Here is a 14,066-nt window from a genome sequence, read left to right on the forward strand (position 1 = left end):
ACTTTTTTGACTTCTGCGCCAGCACCGTCCAGCGGCTTCACGTCGGTGATGACGGGCAGGGCAGCTGGGGTTGCGCCGGGCGCAGCCTGGGCCGCTGGTGTCGTGGAGGTTTGGGCATGCGTCAGGCTGGAGAGCAGAGTGATTGCCAGCGCCGTAGCGCAGGCGCAGGACTTGAACATTCGAGCGATGTTGATTTGCATCATGGTTCCTAAAAAAGATGCTTTGGGGGGGCAACTGTCAGCAGTGTGCTGTCCATACCAAAGAAATGACCGCCACAATATGGAAAGGTTTCCATTTTATCCTGAAACAGGCATTGGACGTCATGGCCATGACCTCCGTGTTTACCCTATGCCACCAGCGCCAGCGCGCCAAAATCGCCCACGCGCTCGCCCAGGCCGGCACTGACCAGCTCGCAGCCATCGGTCAGTGCGGGCAACTTGCCATGCACCACGGCGCGCAATCGCGGCAAGAGGTAGTCGCGGTGATGCCAATAAACACTGCCGCCCATGCTGATGCGCTGCAGGTCGAGCGTGACGATCAGGTTGTAGAGCATGCGCCCCATCACCCGGCACAGGTCGTCGATCAGGTCGATGGCCTTGGCATCACCCGCGTAGGCCGCTTTGAAAAGCGCTGCGGCATCGGGGTAACCCAGGGGCTGAAAACGCCGCGCAATGGCGTTGCCGGCCACCAGCCCTTCCACATCGCCCACGTTGCCGCAGCCGCACAGGGCGTCCGAGTTATCGCTGACAAACAGGTGCCCGGCGTGGCCGGCATTGCCATTCTTGCCGCGCAGCACCTGGCCATCCACACACAACCCGGTGCCAATGCCGGTGCTCCAGGTCACGTAGGCACAGTTGGCCATCGGCTGGCCGTCAATTTGCAGTGCGCCCCAGCGGCGCTCGGCTTCCAGTGCGCCAATGCCGTCGTTTTCGACCCGCACCTGGGCAAATGTGGCGCGCAAGGGCGCTTCGAGCAGGGCGGTTTGCCAGTCGTTGGGCAGGCCGCGCGCCTTGCCCGCCAGGCCGCCGCAGATGTTGGGCGCGGCCAGCTCGACCAGGCCCTGCTTGAGCACGAAAGGCCCGCAGGAGGACACGCCCACGCGCGCTATTGCCGAGCTTTGAACCCCGGCCAGCGCGCAGCTCTGGCCGATCATCCGGATGATCTGCTGCGCCAGCGCATCGTTCTGGCCACGGGTGGCGGTGGGCTCGGTGAGCTTGCCGCGGCTGCCCCGCGCATCGACGATGTTGACGGCCACCTTGGTGCCGCCAATATCGACACAGGCGACTGGGGCGCGGCCGGCGGGCAGGCGAAAGCCATCGGTTAAAACGTGGGTTGTCATAGGAGGTGTTTCCATAAATGCATCGGTCCGGTACCTGCGCGTGAACCCAATATGCCGACCATGGGATGGAGTCTATACGGCGGTCGGTGACAGTTTTGCCATCAAACTATTTATTATTTGATTTTTGACGGCTGATGCTTCTTTGTAGTTCTCGTTCAAGTCCAAGGCCATGGCAAGGCTGATCAATTGATTGACACTGCTGATTCCGGTGGGCTTGAGACTTTGTAAATTCAATTTACTTGCATAGCCCCACCAAAACTCTGCAATGAAGGGCGAACACCATTGGCTCCACGGCTTTGTTTCTGCAATGAAATGAATAACAATGGAATTTCCACTTGAGACTATATTATTCCAGTCACTCCGCTTGGTGCGGTTAGGAAATACCTGACGATTCCATTTTGGATCAAGAGCAATTTTTCTCATTTCAGCATATTTATTAATAATGCATTGATCCATCAATGTTATTTCATTTTCGAATATCGAATAAATATCCCGGCATTTGGCTAGAAAAGCATCCTGCCGAAATCCATCAAGGTTCATCAGCATTACCCCGGAGTTGATATAACAATCCTCCTTTGCTCTTGGTATTTTGCTATTTTCTCCTTTATAAATATCTTCAACTCCCGCAATATAATTCCGCGTGACATCGATTTGATACAACGCCGACAAATCTCCCTGCACAAGGGTATCGGAGTCGAGGTAAATTATCTTGTCTTCTTTGACGAGGTCTGGTATCAACAATTTCAAGTAAACCGCTGGACTGAAGTGCTCTGTGATTTTCCAGTTGGTAAAATATTCATCACGGACGCCAATCAAAGAAATGTCGATTCCAAATTTTATTTTTATTTGATTGATCGAATTCATGCCCGCCAATGCGTCTGCTGGAACCAAGCAATAAATTTTTAATGGATGATTGGTGTGAAGAAAAAGTGAAAAAATGGATACTGCCGCATAATCCGCATATTTTGCGTCAAAACAATATACGACCGGTATAGGTGATTTCATTTTGGATTCAACGAATTGGTAACTGCCAGGGATAGTCTGAATAACATGCTACCACGCGCGGTAACAAGGCTCGCTTGACCCTACGGTCGAGATTGGGAATGTGCTCATTTGCTCTCGTGATGCGCATTCGCGGGCTAGAAAATGGGATGGTACATAAGCCACCAACGTCTGAATTCAGGGGCGACCGGCAGCTTTATCGCTGGGCGTCCCTTGAAATGATGGGTTAGCGCGTCTTTCGCTCAATTGACGTTCGACGAGCGGCCAATTGTTCTCAAACCGCAACAAGTCCTCAACCCCATACCGATTGTCCAGAGACTTGTAATTGACAGGCCTCACCCATCCCTTCGGATCCATCCAACGTGTATAGGAAGCAATGCACGCCTCTTGAATATCAGATTTCTGGCAAATGAAAAACCGATCTGCAGCGCTGGTTTTGCCAAGCACGATACAAATGTAGATCAAATCTGGATGCTCTATGTTCTTAGGGCCACCATTGACTTGTTTTTTCGTTACTTCATCCATTTCGATATGGAGCCACATATCCGCGCGACTAGGCCACGTACTTCCACGAGAAGTCTTTACCTGAATCGGAATCGTCTGCAATGTGTCATCGCACACAAGAAGGTCATATTCGGGAACGTTGCCGGTGAAGGTTGTAGCGATGAATCCCCTGCGTCCGAGCTCTGCGCAGGCAAGGTATTCCCCGATCTGACCCGCGAGCTTATTTGAGAGACCTGTCGCCATTTTGATGCGCTAACGTGGAGTTGATCGGCCTACGCGGCTTTTTGCGCAGGTCCGGTGGAATGATGGGCTAGCCATTTTTTGGCGAAATACCTTCAACCACTTCAACGCCCAGCATGTTTCGCATGGGAATAAGTGACTGAGGGAGCTTTGATTCCAGGACAAGTAATGCTCGTGCGTTTTGTGGCCGTGACTCGGTGACCAATACTGCTTCCATGACAGCCCGGTACTTAACGCACTGGAATAGCCCCCTGACAATATCGCCTTCAGCCGATATGGAGGACTTGACCTCCGCGGCTACCCAGACTTTTTTGCCATTAAATGAGACGTCCAGGCTGTCCCCAGACGGTAACGGAAATTCGGTGGTACCAGTTGGGGTGTTCGCGCCGAGCCCGATGACTTTTGGGTTCCGTGCGACATACGCCTTGAGAGCCTTGTGATCTTCGCTCTCGCCGCCACCGAAGCCGCCGGTAGCTTTGCTTACGAAAGGCGAGAAATCGGACGTTGTTGATTCAAGTTCGAGAGCATCGAGAACTTCATGCCATCGGGGGTACGAGAACACATGCTGAAGTTCTGCTTCAACGATTGCTCTCTTCTGTCGAAGCGGAAGCGTTGCAAAATCTTCTTTCTTCACGAGGAACCAACCGATGCCTTCTCCAGGCAGGCCCGTACTCTTGTTGACAACAAGGCATTGAATCGGTGGCACCTTGGATTTCCATGCTTTGGAAAGTCGCTCCAGAGACTGCCCGATGCTCCCAAGCACGTAGTTGAGGTTGCGCGGGTTAGGCATTCCCAACTCTTCAGCGAGACTGGAATAGAAAACTGGAGCACCGGCCTTCGCTTGGCGGACAAGCAAAGGGAGTGCTGCGCGAGCTCTCACCTGATATGCCTTGTCTCCCGAGATTGGTTCAGAAATTGTGGCAGTGCTCATGATGGCCTCGAACGTAGTGTTAGCAGTCTGCTTTTGTTTGACCATCAATAATCTCGTCGATTAGATGGGGCTTCCACACCACCCCCAACTGCGCTTCTAAAGATGACGCACCAAGCCGGCCCGAATATATGCCTGCGAACATGTCACCTTCGCCAAACCAATCATCATCTGCAATTTCTGTGGCCTGCGGATTGTTCTTATAGAACCCACGGTATCGAGAGATCACCGGAGAGCCAGACATGCCTGATCTCGTTGCTGTATCCACGAAATATTGTGGTTCAGATGTTCCTGGTTCGGACGCGACGCTCGCCCGCTTCCAAACTGGTAGGCCGTGGGAGTTCATTATTCCCAAAGGGTAACCAAGGACAAACACATCGTGGGAGACACGAAGACTCATCTTCTCGAACGGCATGTCATTTAGAACAATTGCTTTGAACTTTTCGCTTGGGGAAACAGGCAATGCTCCAATGTCTATCGCGCTGCCGGCAGTTGGATGGTGATACCACGCTGGGGTTCCATTTTCGATTAGCGATATGTCAAACCACTCGCGTTTGATGACTGGAGCGTTTAAGCACATGTAACAAGAGACGGCATCCGGAACCCCCCCATGATTTGCCAACGGCTTTCTGGTTATGGGATCTCTGCCGGAAAAGTTGTGCCAGTTAGAAATCAAGAACAGCCCACCATTTCGGCGATAGAAAAAGGCAGTCCCAACAGCAAGTTCAGTAACTCCGAACTTCATCTTGATGAAGACCGGAACCTGTGAGAACGGGTCAGTCGCGACGATGGCCATAGACTGCTAACTCAATATAAGGAGACAGCAACCTGTCTCCCTAACATGGCGCATGTCGCCGTAACACCGGAACAAAAAAACGACTGAAACCCGCATGGAATATAGGTCTCCGACGGCTTTCGTTCAATGGCAAGGGTCATAACAGTTCCAGAAATGCCAGCACGCGGATTTTTACGTCAACACGGGTGCCGGGTCAGTTGGGAGCAAATGTTTCGCCTGAACTATAGTCCATTGAGTGGCGCACCTGAATGACTCCCGCTGCAGCCCTTCGCGCGAACCAAGCTGACGATGTGAGCCAGAAACGTCGCCCGCAGAAATCGGGGACCATGCGCGACCCTCCGCCACAGAATTTGGTCCCCCAGCGTCCCAAAACCCCATTGGTGCGGTGCCTGAATCCCTGGTGGTCAGGTTTTATGATCAGACGCCGGGTGCCAAAGCGGTTGAAAGCTTTGGCATTGAATCTAAACTCGCACCATCTTTCTGAAACCAACTTTTCAAGCTGACGCATCATGACCCAATCCCAGGCAGCCCTGCACACCTCCAACATCACCTCACTGCCGCTGCTGGCGCGCGGCAAGGTGCGCGACAACTACGCGGTGGGTGACGACCGCATTCTGATGGTGGCCAGCGACCGCATCAGCGCCTTCGACGTGATCATGGGCCAGCCCATTCCGGGCAAGGGCGTGTTGCTGACCCAAATGGCGCTGTTCTGGTTTGACAAGTTGGGGCCGAAGGGCCTGAACATCTGCCCGATCCACCTCACCGGCGAGGCGCCCGAGAGCGTGGTCACGGCCGCCGAAATGCCGCAAGTGGCGGGCCGCTCGATGCTGGTCAAGCGCCTCAAACCCATTCTGGTGGAAGCCGTGGTGCGCGGCTACCTGGCGGGCAGCGGCTGGAAGGAATACCAGGACAACGGCGCGGTGTGCGGTGTCAAACTGCCCGCCGGTCTGAAAAACGCCAGCAAGTTGCCCGAGCCCATTTACACCCCGGCGGCCAAGGCTGAAATGGGCGACCACGACGAAAACATCACGTTCGAGAAGACCGTCGAGATGATCGGTGCTGACCTGGCCACGCGCATCCGCGACATCAGCATTGCGCTGTACAAGGCGGCCAGCGCCTTTGCAGCCACCAAGGGCATCATCATTGCCGACACCAAGTTCGAGTTCGGCCTGGACCGGGACGGCACCTTGATGCTGATGGACGAGGTGCTCACACCCGATTCGTCGCGCTATTGGCCCGCCGAGAGCTACCAGGAGGGCGTCAACCCGCCCAGCTACGACAAGCAGTTTTTGCGCGACTGGCTGGAAACCGCGCTGGTGGCGGGCAAGCCGTGGAGCAAAAGCCCGCCGGCACCGCACCTGCCGCGTGAGGTGATCGAAAAAACCGCGGCCAAGTACCAGGAAGCGCTGCACCGCCTGACGACCTGAGGTCACAACCCGATATCACCACGGATTTTTCGTGGCGTTTCATAATGGGCCTGTGTTCAACAACCCACAGGAGACCGACATGGCCGCGAAAAAGATTCTGATGATTTGTGGTGACTATTGCGAAGACTACGAAACCATGGTGCCGTTCCAGGCGCTGCTGGCCGTCGGCCACACGGTGCACGCGGTGTGCCCGGACAAAAAGGCCGGTGACGCCATCAAGACCGCCATCCACGACTTCGAGGGCGCGCAAACCTACAGCGAAAAGCCGGGTCACAACTTTGCCCTGAATGCCACCTTTGCCGACATCAAGGCGCAGGACTATGACGCGCTGGTGCTGCCCGGTGGTCGCGGCCCGGAGTACCTGCGCACCTACCCGGCGGTGGTGGCCATGGTGCGGCACTTTTTTGATGCCAACAAACCGGTGGCCGCTATTTGTCATGCTGCGCAATTGCTGGCTGGGGCCGATGTGCTCAAGGGCCGCTCCTGCTCAGCTTACCCGGCCTGCCAGGTCGAAGTCGAGCGCGCCGGCGGCACGTATGCCCAGATTCCGATTGACGCGGCGTTCACTGAAGGCAATCTGGTGAGCGCGCCCGCCTGGCCCGCGCACCCGGCCTGGATTGGGCAATTTCTGGCGCTGCTGGGCACCAAAATCACGCTGTAAAGCATGTCCACCCGCGTCCGGCGCGGGATCAGTTGAGCATCATGCTCAGCTGACGCCGGTACTGCGACACCAGCGCCGCCTGCGGGTCTTCCTGCACGGTGGTCTTGCCCAGCACCTCGATGCCGCCTGCGGTTTTGCCGGTGGCCTGCGCCGCCGCCTTGGGCTTGGGCGGGGTCAGCAGTTCCAGAATGGCGACAAAGGTTTTGCGCGGCGCCTCATCGCCCCACTTTTTGTCACGCATGATGATTTCCAGCAGCTCGTCCATGGCTGCGGTCCACTCGCCCACGGCCATCAGCAGGCGGGCCTTGGCAAAGCGGGTGTCGAAGTCGCGCTTGTTCAGGGCAATCTTTTCGTCAAACTGCTCAATTGTCCAGCTGGCATGGGGGCCGGTGGCTGCAAATTGAATCGCATTGAGCCACTGCGACAAGGCTTCAAAGCGCAGCTGGCGCGGAATCTCTGACAGTTTGGGGGCCAGCGTGGCCTCGGCTTCTTCCAGCCCGCCCTGTTCGATCAACAGTTTGATGTAGTCATAACGGGCGTCGTCGTTGCCGGGGTCGGCGGCCAGCGCGTCGGCCAGCTTGGCCAGCGCCGCCTCGGTGTCGCCCGCCTGCAGCAGTTCCTGGGCGGCATCGGCCTCGGCTTCTGCCATCAGTTCGCCCTCGCTGGGCAGGTGCTTGTCCAGGAAGGCGCGTACTTGAGTGGCCGTCTGTGCGCCCATGAAGCCGTCAGCCGGCTTGCCGCCCATCATCAAAATGCAGGTGGGAATGCTGCGGATGCCAAAGGCCTGGGCCAGTTGCTGTTCTTGGTCCGAGTCGATCTTGACCAGCGTGAAGCGGCCCTGGTAGTCCACTTCGAGCTGTTCCAGAATGGGGCCGAGCGACTTGCACGGGCCGCACCAGGGCGCCCAGAAGTCGATCAGGATCGGCTGGGTCATGGAGGCGGCAATGACCTCGGTTTCAAAATTTTGGAGGGTGACTTCAATCATGTTGTTTACTCGCAGGGGTCAAACGTAAAATTCGGGCATGAACTCAATACAAATCGGTGTGCTCATGGGCTCCAGCTCTGACTGGGACACCATGCAACACGCAGTCCACATTCTCCAACAGTTCGGCATCACCTACGAGGCCAGGGTGGTCTCGGCGCACCGCATGCCCGACGATATGTTTGCCTACGCCGAAACGGCGGTGGGTCGTGGCCTCAAGGCCATTATCGCGGGTGCTGGGGGTGCCGCACACTTGCCCGGCATGCTGGCGGCCAAGACCACGGTGCCGGTGCTGGGTGTGCCGGTGGCCAGCAAACACCTCAGCGGTGTCGATTCGCTGCACAGCATCGTGCAAATGCCCAAGGGCATTCCGGTGGCCACGTTTGCCATTGGCGCTGCCGGGGCTGCCAATGCCGCGCTGTTTGCGGTGGCCATGCTGGCCAATTCAGACATTGTGTTGCGCGCCAAGCTCGACGATTTTCGTGCTGAACAAACCCAGATGGCGCGCGGCATGACGCTGCCTCCCAAGTTATGACCGGGCCGATGTTGTTGCCCGGCGCAACGGGTTTGAATGGCAGCGGCCAGCAAACCACGCTCGGCGTGATGGGCGGCGGCCAGTTGGGACGCATGTTTGTGCAGGCCGCGCAAGCCATGGGCTATTTCACCGTGGTGCTCGACCCAGACGTGATCAGCCCCGCGGGTTTGGTGAGTCATTACCACATCAAGACCGGCTATCTCGACGAGCAAGGCCTGACGCAACTGATGCAGCGCTGTGCGGCCGTCACAACCGAGTTCGAGAACGTGCCCGCAGGTGCCTTGGCCACCCTGGGTGCCGCGCGCCCGACCGCTCCCAGCGCCGATGCCGTGGCCATTGCACAAGACCGCATCAAGGAAAAAGCGCATTTGGCGCGCTCTGGCGTGCCAGTGGCGCCCTATGCGGTGATCGAAACGGCGGCGCAACTGGCTGCGGTGGCCGATGACTTGCTGCCCGGAATTCTGAAAACCGCACGCTTGGGCTACGACGGCAAAGGCCAGATGCGCTGCAGCAGCCGCGCCGAGCTGGCGAGCGCTTGGGAGGCGCTGAAAAACGTACCCTGTGTGCTGGAGCAGATGCTGCCGCTGGCCGCCGAGTGCTCGGTGATCGTGGCGCGCGGTTGGGATGGCACGTGCGTCAATTTTGCGCCCCAGCTCAATCTGCACCGCGAGGGCATTCTGGCCGTCACCGAGGCCCATGCGGGCAATCTGCCGCCAGCGCTTGCCAGCCAAGCGGTGAAAGCAGCCCGCACGATTGCTGAAGAACTGAACTACGTCGGCGTGCTGTGCGTGGAGTTCTTCGTGTTGCAGGAGGGCTCGCCCGAGCGCGCCAGGCTCGGTGGCCTGGTGGTGAACGAGATGGCGCCGCGCCCGCACAACAGCGGCCACTACACGCTCGATGCCTGCGATGTGTCGCAGTTCGACTTGCAGGTGCGCACTTTGGCCGGCCTGCCCCTGGTTCAGCCGCGCCAGCACAGCGCCGCGGTCATGCTCAATTTGCTGGGCGACCTTTGGGTGGATGGTGCCACGCCGGCGTGGGACAAGGTGCTGGCCTTGCCGGGCGTTCACCTGCACCTGTACGGCAAGCTCAAAGCCAGCAAGGGCCGCAAGATGGGTCATTTGACCGTCACCGCTGCCACGCCCGAGCTGGCCCGCAGCATGGCGCTGGCTGCGGCCAAGATACTGGGCATTGCGCCATTTTGAGCCGCTGCACCAAACGCATCCCGTCATGGCGAGCGTAGCGCGGCCATCCATGCCATGATTTTGCCTGGTCATATACCTGAATCCATAGCACAAGCTGCTCATTGCATCAGGGCAGGTGGCTTGCTGGGCTTGCCCACCGAAACGGTGTACGGCTTGGCCGCCAACGCGGACGATGACGCGGCGGTCGCGCAAATTTTCAAAGCCAAGGGTCGACCCGCCGACCATCCGCTGATCGTTCATGTGGCCGATGCCAGCGCGGTGGCACATTACGCATCCGAGGTGCCGGAGTTTGCCAGGCAGTTGATGGCCGCCTTTTGGCCCGGCCCGCTGACGCTGATCCTGCCGCGCCGCTCCGGTGTGGCCAATGCCGCCGCCGGCGGCAACCCCACCATCGGCCTGCGCTGCCCGTCGCACCCCGTGGCCCAAGCGCTGCTGAAGGCGCTCATGGATTGCCGCGCTACGCTCGCAATGACGGCCAATTCGTCAGAACCCGTCATTGCGAGGAGCGAAGCGACGCGGCAATCCATGCCTTTGTGCGTTTGGGGCCTGGCTGCCCCGAGCGCCAACCAGTTCGGCCGCGTCAGCCCGACCACGGCCGCCCATGTGCAGGGCGAGTTTGGCGACGACTTGCTGATTCTGGACGGCAGCGCCTGTCGCGTCGGCATCGAGTCCACCATCATCGATTGCACCCGTGGCCAGCCAGTGCTGCTGCGCCCGGGTGCCATCACGCCACAGCAGGTGCAAGCGGTTTGCGGGTTGAGGGTGGTGTCGAAAGATGAGGCGCTCGCCCAGGAAACCCCGGCTCCCAAGGCCTCCGGGACACTGGAATCCCATTACGCGCCGAAAGCCAGGGTGCGGCTGATGACCGCCCAGGCCTTGCAGACGTCACTGGACCTGCTGGGTGCTGACATCGCTGGCAAAGCGTCAAAGGGGGGCTATCTGGTGGCTACCTATTCGCGCGCCATCCTCAAAACCGCCAATGCCCAGGTGTTATGCCGACGCATGCCCGATGACGCCGCCGCCACGGCACAGCAATTGTTTGCGGTGCTGCGCGCGTTCGACGCGCAAGGCGTCAAATTGATCTGGATCGAATCGCCGCCCGCCAGCCCCGACTGGGACGGCGTACGTGATCGCCTGCAACGGGCGTCAGCGGCCTGATCACCCGTGCATGCAGCCAGTTAGAGCCAGCCCGCCTGATGCAGGTTGGTGGTCACCAAGTCAGCCAGCAGTTTGTAGCCGTAGGGCGTGGGGTGGACGGTGTCGGCAAACAGGTACTTTGACACATCACCAGGATTCAGGTTGCTTGCATTGCACACCAGCGAGCTGCCAAGCGCGTTGGGGCTCGGAGCTGTCAAATTACAAGCCGGCTGCGTCACGTTGCTGAGCCCATAGCTGGATGGGTTGGCGACCTGATTGCGGTTGTCGGCAAAGGCATCGACCACGCGGACGCCAGCAACGCCTTGTAACTCGGAAGCCAACACCTCATTGAACCAAACGACCATGTTGAGGATGAGCCCCTGTGTTGCCTGGCTTTGAGCGAGGGCCGAGGGGGTCGAGCTGACATCGGGCAAATTCACCACCGCAACATACCTTGCACCTTTGCCGACGACCTGGGTTTTGATGTAGCCGGCAAGTTCCTTGGCGGCCACGCCCATGGGCAGAACAGCCTCGGCAGCGCCATTGTTCTGGCCGTAGGCTGCGCCTGCGGTTGCGCCTGCAGCCTGAGCGGTTGCGACCAACGGGCCATAAACAGCCGGGTTTGCCACGGCAGAATTGCCCGGTTGAACCGCCGCAGCGCCAACGGCTGCTCCAACCACTGAGGCATCAGTATGTGCAGGGTTTGCCGCTTCAGTTTGAAGCGCCAAACCGATCGCCTGTGCAGCAGACGCCGGGTCGGTCGCACCCGCGGCAAGCTGACCGATCAGTGAGCTCGCAAAGGCCTGAGAACCAGCGGCTGTTGCTTTGGCGACCAATGCATCCAGCAATCGCAACGCATCATTGCCACCGGCCATGACGGTCACCAGTTCGGTGCCGCTGAAGCTGCCCACTTTGCCCAGATGGGTGGCGATCTGCGTGATGATCGGCACTGTCAATTGGCCCAACGGGGAATTAACCGGCGCTGCGGCGCTGCCGGGGCCCACAGGATCGGTCACGCGGGCGCCACCCTGAGCGTAATTGGTGCACCCCGGATGGTCCACCACAGGAATGGAAAATCCTTTGGATGGGTCGCCTGTCAGGCCGGTTTGTGCCGGGCAGGGCGCGGCAACGCCAATTTGCGCCGCCATGAGTTCCGTCCAGTTGTTGCTTGGAATGGCTCCAATGATGCCATTGACGCTGTAGGTGCCACCTCCGAGCGCTGCAACGGTGCCCACTTTGTAGGTACCCACATCGCTCAAACTGTCGCCAAACGACACCAGCGCGGTGTACTGGATTGCTGGCGCCTGAACGACAGTATCGTCGCTGCCGCCACAAGCCACCACCAGCAGCGCCGCCGCCAAGGTGGCACCAAGAATTTTGAATTGCTTCATCTACTGTCTCCAAAAGATTAAAAGAACGACCGTACTATTTAACGCAAAGATCGTAACCGTTTGCAGCCGGAAACGTGACTCGGGTAAACCCGCGAGCGTTGCTCCAATATCTCAGCGATAGCGCAGTTTCATCACCAAAATGGCGCTCGCCAGTGCCAGGGTGATGCAGTTGGCAATCACCACCGGCCAGGCGCCCAACATCAGGCCGTAGATCAGCCACAGAGCCACGCCCAAGGTGAACGCGCTGTACATGCCCAGCGAGATGCCCCGGACATCCTTGGTGCGGAAAGTGTGCAGCGCTTGCGGCAAAAAGCTGACGGTGGTCAGCACGGCGGCCAGGGTGCCGATCAGGTCAGTCAAAGTCATGGTGTTCAGAAAGTGGGGGCAGCGCGCCGGTTGGCATCACCGGGCCAGATTGTCCATCACGGCCCAGTCGATGAGGGCATCCAGCGCCGGGCGCACCGCTGCGGCGTTGGGGTGATTGACGATGGCCACCAGCGCATAGCGCTTGCCGCTGGCGGCGTGCACATAGCCCGCCAGTGCGGTCACCTCCTTCAGGCTGCCGGTTTTCAGGTGAGCGCTGGCGCTGCTGGCCTTGCTGCGCTTGAGCGTGCCGTCCACACCCACCAGGGGCAGTGATGACATCAGCTCGGGCATATAGGGCGAGGCGTAGGCCAGTTGCAGCAGCTGCCCCAGCTGCTGCGCGCTGATGCGGTTTTGGCGTGACAGTCCCGAGCCGTTGTCAATGGTGGGGACATCGGTGGCGCTGATACGGCGCTGCCACCATTGGCGCACGGCTTCACGGGCTGACGCGGGGGTGGCGGGCGCGGGCAGGCCCAGGGTCAAAAACAGCTGCTGCGCCATCACGTTGTTGCTGAATTTGTTGATGTCGCGGATCACTTCGGCCAGCGTGGGCGAGGTGATCTCGAACGTGGCGGACTCGGCAGGTGCCGTGCCGCTGCGCACTGTACCGCTCAGCTGGCCACCCAAGCTGCGCCACAGGCCCTCAATGACGCGGGCGTTGTAGCTGGCGGGGTCGGCGTAGGCGACGGGCCACACTTTTTCGCCGCAGCTTGCGGGGTAGCCGCCGTTGAAGCGGATGCGTGTGGGTTCGGAAAAATCGGCTTTGAGGTTGGCGCGGTAGTCGCCACAGGCCCCGTTGCTTGCTGATTTGCCCTGGCTGAGCGGTACGCTTGTCTGCAGTTGCACGCCCCACAACGGCGGATCAAATTGCACGCGGGCACTGTTGGTCAGTGGGTCTGGCACAAATGTCATCACCACCGATTTGAAATTGATCAGCAAGGCATCGGGCCCAGCGTTGTACGGTCGCAGGGGCTCGCTGTCAAATTCGGCCGGATCCGTGGCGGGCGCCTCGAAAGCACTGTTATCCAGCAAGATGTCGCCAGCAATGGTGTGAATGCCCAAACTCTGCAGGCGGCGCAGCAGCAACCAGAGTTTTTCAAGCACCAGCTTGGGGTCGCCCTGCCCCCGGATGATCACGTTGCCTTGTAGCATGCCGTTGACCACCGGGCCATCCACCCAGACCGGTGTGGGCCAGGTGTAAGCCGGTCCGAGCAGATCGAGCGCAGCAGCGGTGGTAACCAGTTTCATGACCGACGCTGGGTTCATGGGCTGGTCTGCGCGGTGGCTGAGTCGTGGCTCGGTACGGCCGTCGGCGTCCCGTACCAGCAGGGCAATGGCGTCGGTCGGCACCTGGGCACGAGTAAAAGCTGCCTGCACCGCGCTTGGCAAGGCTTGCGCTAGGGCACTTGCGTCGCAAAGGCTGGTCAACACGCAAAGCAAGGTGTTTGCGAGGTAGCGTGTCAGGGGTTTGATAGCTTGCATTTTTCTATTATGAAGTGTCGGGTGGTCGCCGATCGGTTGTTGCACTATTCTTGAGTCTGTTGTTTGAAATGGAGCGT

General features: G+C 59.0%; 14 protein-coding genes and 1 pseudogene. 5 read left to right on the forward strand and 10 right to left on the reverse strand.

The features are described 5' to 3' along the window. The 6 genes and pseudogenes from PHF15_RS00005 to PHF15_RS00030 form a co-directional block, all read right to left on the reverse strand. A pseudogene (locus tag PHF15_RS00005) lies at positions 1–200 on the reverse strand (MotA/TolQ/ExbB proton channel family protein); the annotation flags it as partial. Between the two features lie 146 nt (positions 201–346). After that, complete coding sequence (locus tag PHF15_RS00010; RefSeq protein ID WP_300117667.1) at positions 347–1,339, reverse strand: ROK family protein; 993 nt, start codon at positions 1,337–1,339, stop codon at positions 347–349. A 72-nt stretch (positions 1,340–1,411) separates the two neighbouring features. Beyond that, positions 1,412–2,344, reverse strand: coding sequence for a glycosyltransferase family 8 protein (locus tag PHF15_RS00015; protein WP_300117669.1), 933 nt, complete (start codon positions 2,342–2,344; stop codon positions 1,412–1,414). A gap of 174 nt (positions 2,345–2,518) precedes the next feature. After that, on the reverse strand, positions 2,519–3,088 hold the full coding sequence (locus PHF15_RS00020) for a hypothetical protein (RefSeq protein ID WP_300117670.1): 570 nt from the start codon (positions 3,086–3,088) through the stop codon (positions 2,519–2,521). Between the two features lie 67 nt (positions 3,089–3,155). Then, complete coding sequence (locus tag PHF15_RS00025; RefSeq protein ID WP_300117672.1) at positions 3,156–4,016, reverse strand: hypothetical protein; 861 nt, start codon at positions 4,014–4,016, stop codon at positions 3,156–3,158. Positions 4,017–4,035: 19 nt separating this feature from the next. Further along, complete coding sequence (locus PHF15_RS00030) at positions 4,036–4,809, reverse strand: trypsin-like peptidase domain-containing protein (RefSeq protein WP_300117674.1); 774 nt, start codon at positions 4,807–4,809, stop codon at positions 4,036–4,038. Between the two features lie 509 nt (positions 4,810–5,318). Between PHF15_RS00030 and PHF15_RS00035 the strand changes: the two genes are divergently transcribed. Beyond that, positions 5,319–6,236, forward strand: a complete 918-nt coding sequence (locus PHF15_RS00035; protein ID WP_300117676.1) for a phosphoribosylaminoimidazolesuccinocarboxamide synthase — start codon at positions 5,319–5,321, stop codon at positions 6,234–6,236. Positions 6,237–6,315: 79 nt separating this feature from the next. Further along, positions 6,316–6,897: a DJ-1/PfpI family protein gene (locus PHF15_RS00040; protein WP_300117678.1), complete on the forward strand. Its 582-nt coding sequence runs from the start codon at positions 6,316–6,318 to the stop codon at positions 6,895–6,897. Between the two features lie 28 nt (positions 6,898–6,925). Here the strand turns inward: PHF15_RS00040 and trxA are convergent, their stop codons facing one another. Beyond that, entirely contained in the window at positions 6,926–7,882 is a 957-nt protein-coding gene (gene trxA / locus PHF15_RS00045; protein ID WP_300117680.1) for a thioredoxin, read from the reverse strand. 37 nt (positions 7,883–7,919) lie between these two features. Between trxA and purE the strand changes: the two genes are divergently transcribed. Genes purE through PHF15_RS00060 form a run of 3 tightly spaced genes read left to right on the forward strand, consistent with a single transcriptional unit; the run spans position 7,920 to position 10,774 of the window. Further along, entirely contained in the window at positions 7,920–8,414 is a 495-nt protein-coding gene (purE, locus tag PHF15_RS00050) for a 5-(carboxyamino)imidazole ribonucleotide mutase (protein ID WP_300117682.1), read from the forward strand. Further along, complete coding sequence (locus PHF15_RS00055) at positions 8,411–9,616, forward strand: 5-(carboxyamino)imidazole ribonucleotide synthase (RefSeq protein WP_300117684.1); 1,206 nt, start codon at positions 8,411–8,413, stop codon at positions 9,614–9,616. The genes purE and PHF15_RS00055 overlap by 4 nt, the downstream gene beginning before the upstream one ends. 54 nt (positions 9,617–9,670) lie before the next feature. Further along, the gene (locus PHF15_RS00060) at positions 9,671–10,774 is read left to right on the forward strand and encodes an L-threonylcarbamoyladenylate synthase (RefSeq protein WP_300117686.1); all 1,104 of its coding nucleotides are present in this window, start codon (positions 9,671–9,673) and stop codon (positions 10,772–10,774) included. 20 nt (positions 10,775–10,794) lie between these two features. Here the strand turns inward: PHF15_RS00060 and PHF15_RS00065 are convergent, their stop codons facing one another. The 3 genes from PHF15_RS00065 to dacB all read right to left on the reverse strand — a co-directional run bounded on the left by PHF15_RS00065 (position 10,795) and on the right by dacB (position 13,989). Then, positions 10,795–12,144: an SGNH/GDSL hydrolase family protein gene (locus tag PHF15_RS00065; protein WP_300117688.1), complete on the reverse strand. Its 1,350-nt coding sequence runs from the start codon at positions 12,142–12,144 to the stop codon at positions 10,795–10,797. A 111-nt stretch (positions 12,145–12,255) separates the two neighbouring features. Beyond that, positions 12,256–12,510: a SemiSWEET transporter gene (locus PHF15_RS00070; protein ID WP_300117690.1), complete on the reverse strand. Its 255-nt coding sequence runs from the start codon at positions 12,508–12,510 to the stop codon at positions 12,256–12,258. A gap of 36 nt (positions 12,511–12,546) precedes the next feature. Further along, positions 12,547–13,989, reverse strand: a complete 1,443-nt coding sequence (gene dacB / locus PHF15_RS00075; protein ID WP_300117692.1) for a D-alanyl-D-alanine carboxypeptidase/D-alanyl-D-alanine-endopeptidase — start codon at positions 13,987–13,989, stop codon at positions 12,547–12,549. Positions 13,990–14,066: the final 77 nt, after the last annotated feature.

The sequence above is a fragment of the Rhodoferax sp. genome (assembly GCF_028689295.1).
Classification (GTDB): Bacteria; Pseudomonadota; Gammaproteobacteria; order Burkholderiales; family Burkholderiaceae_C; genus Rhodoferax.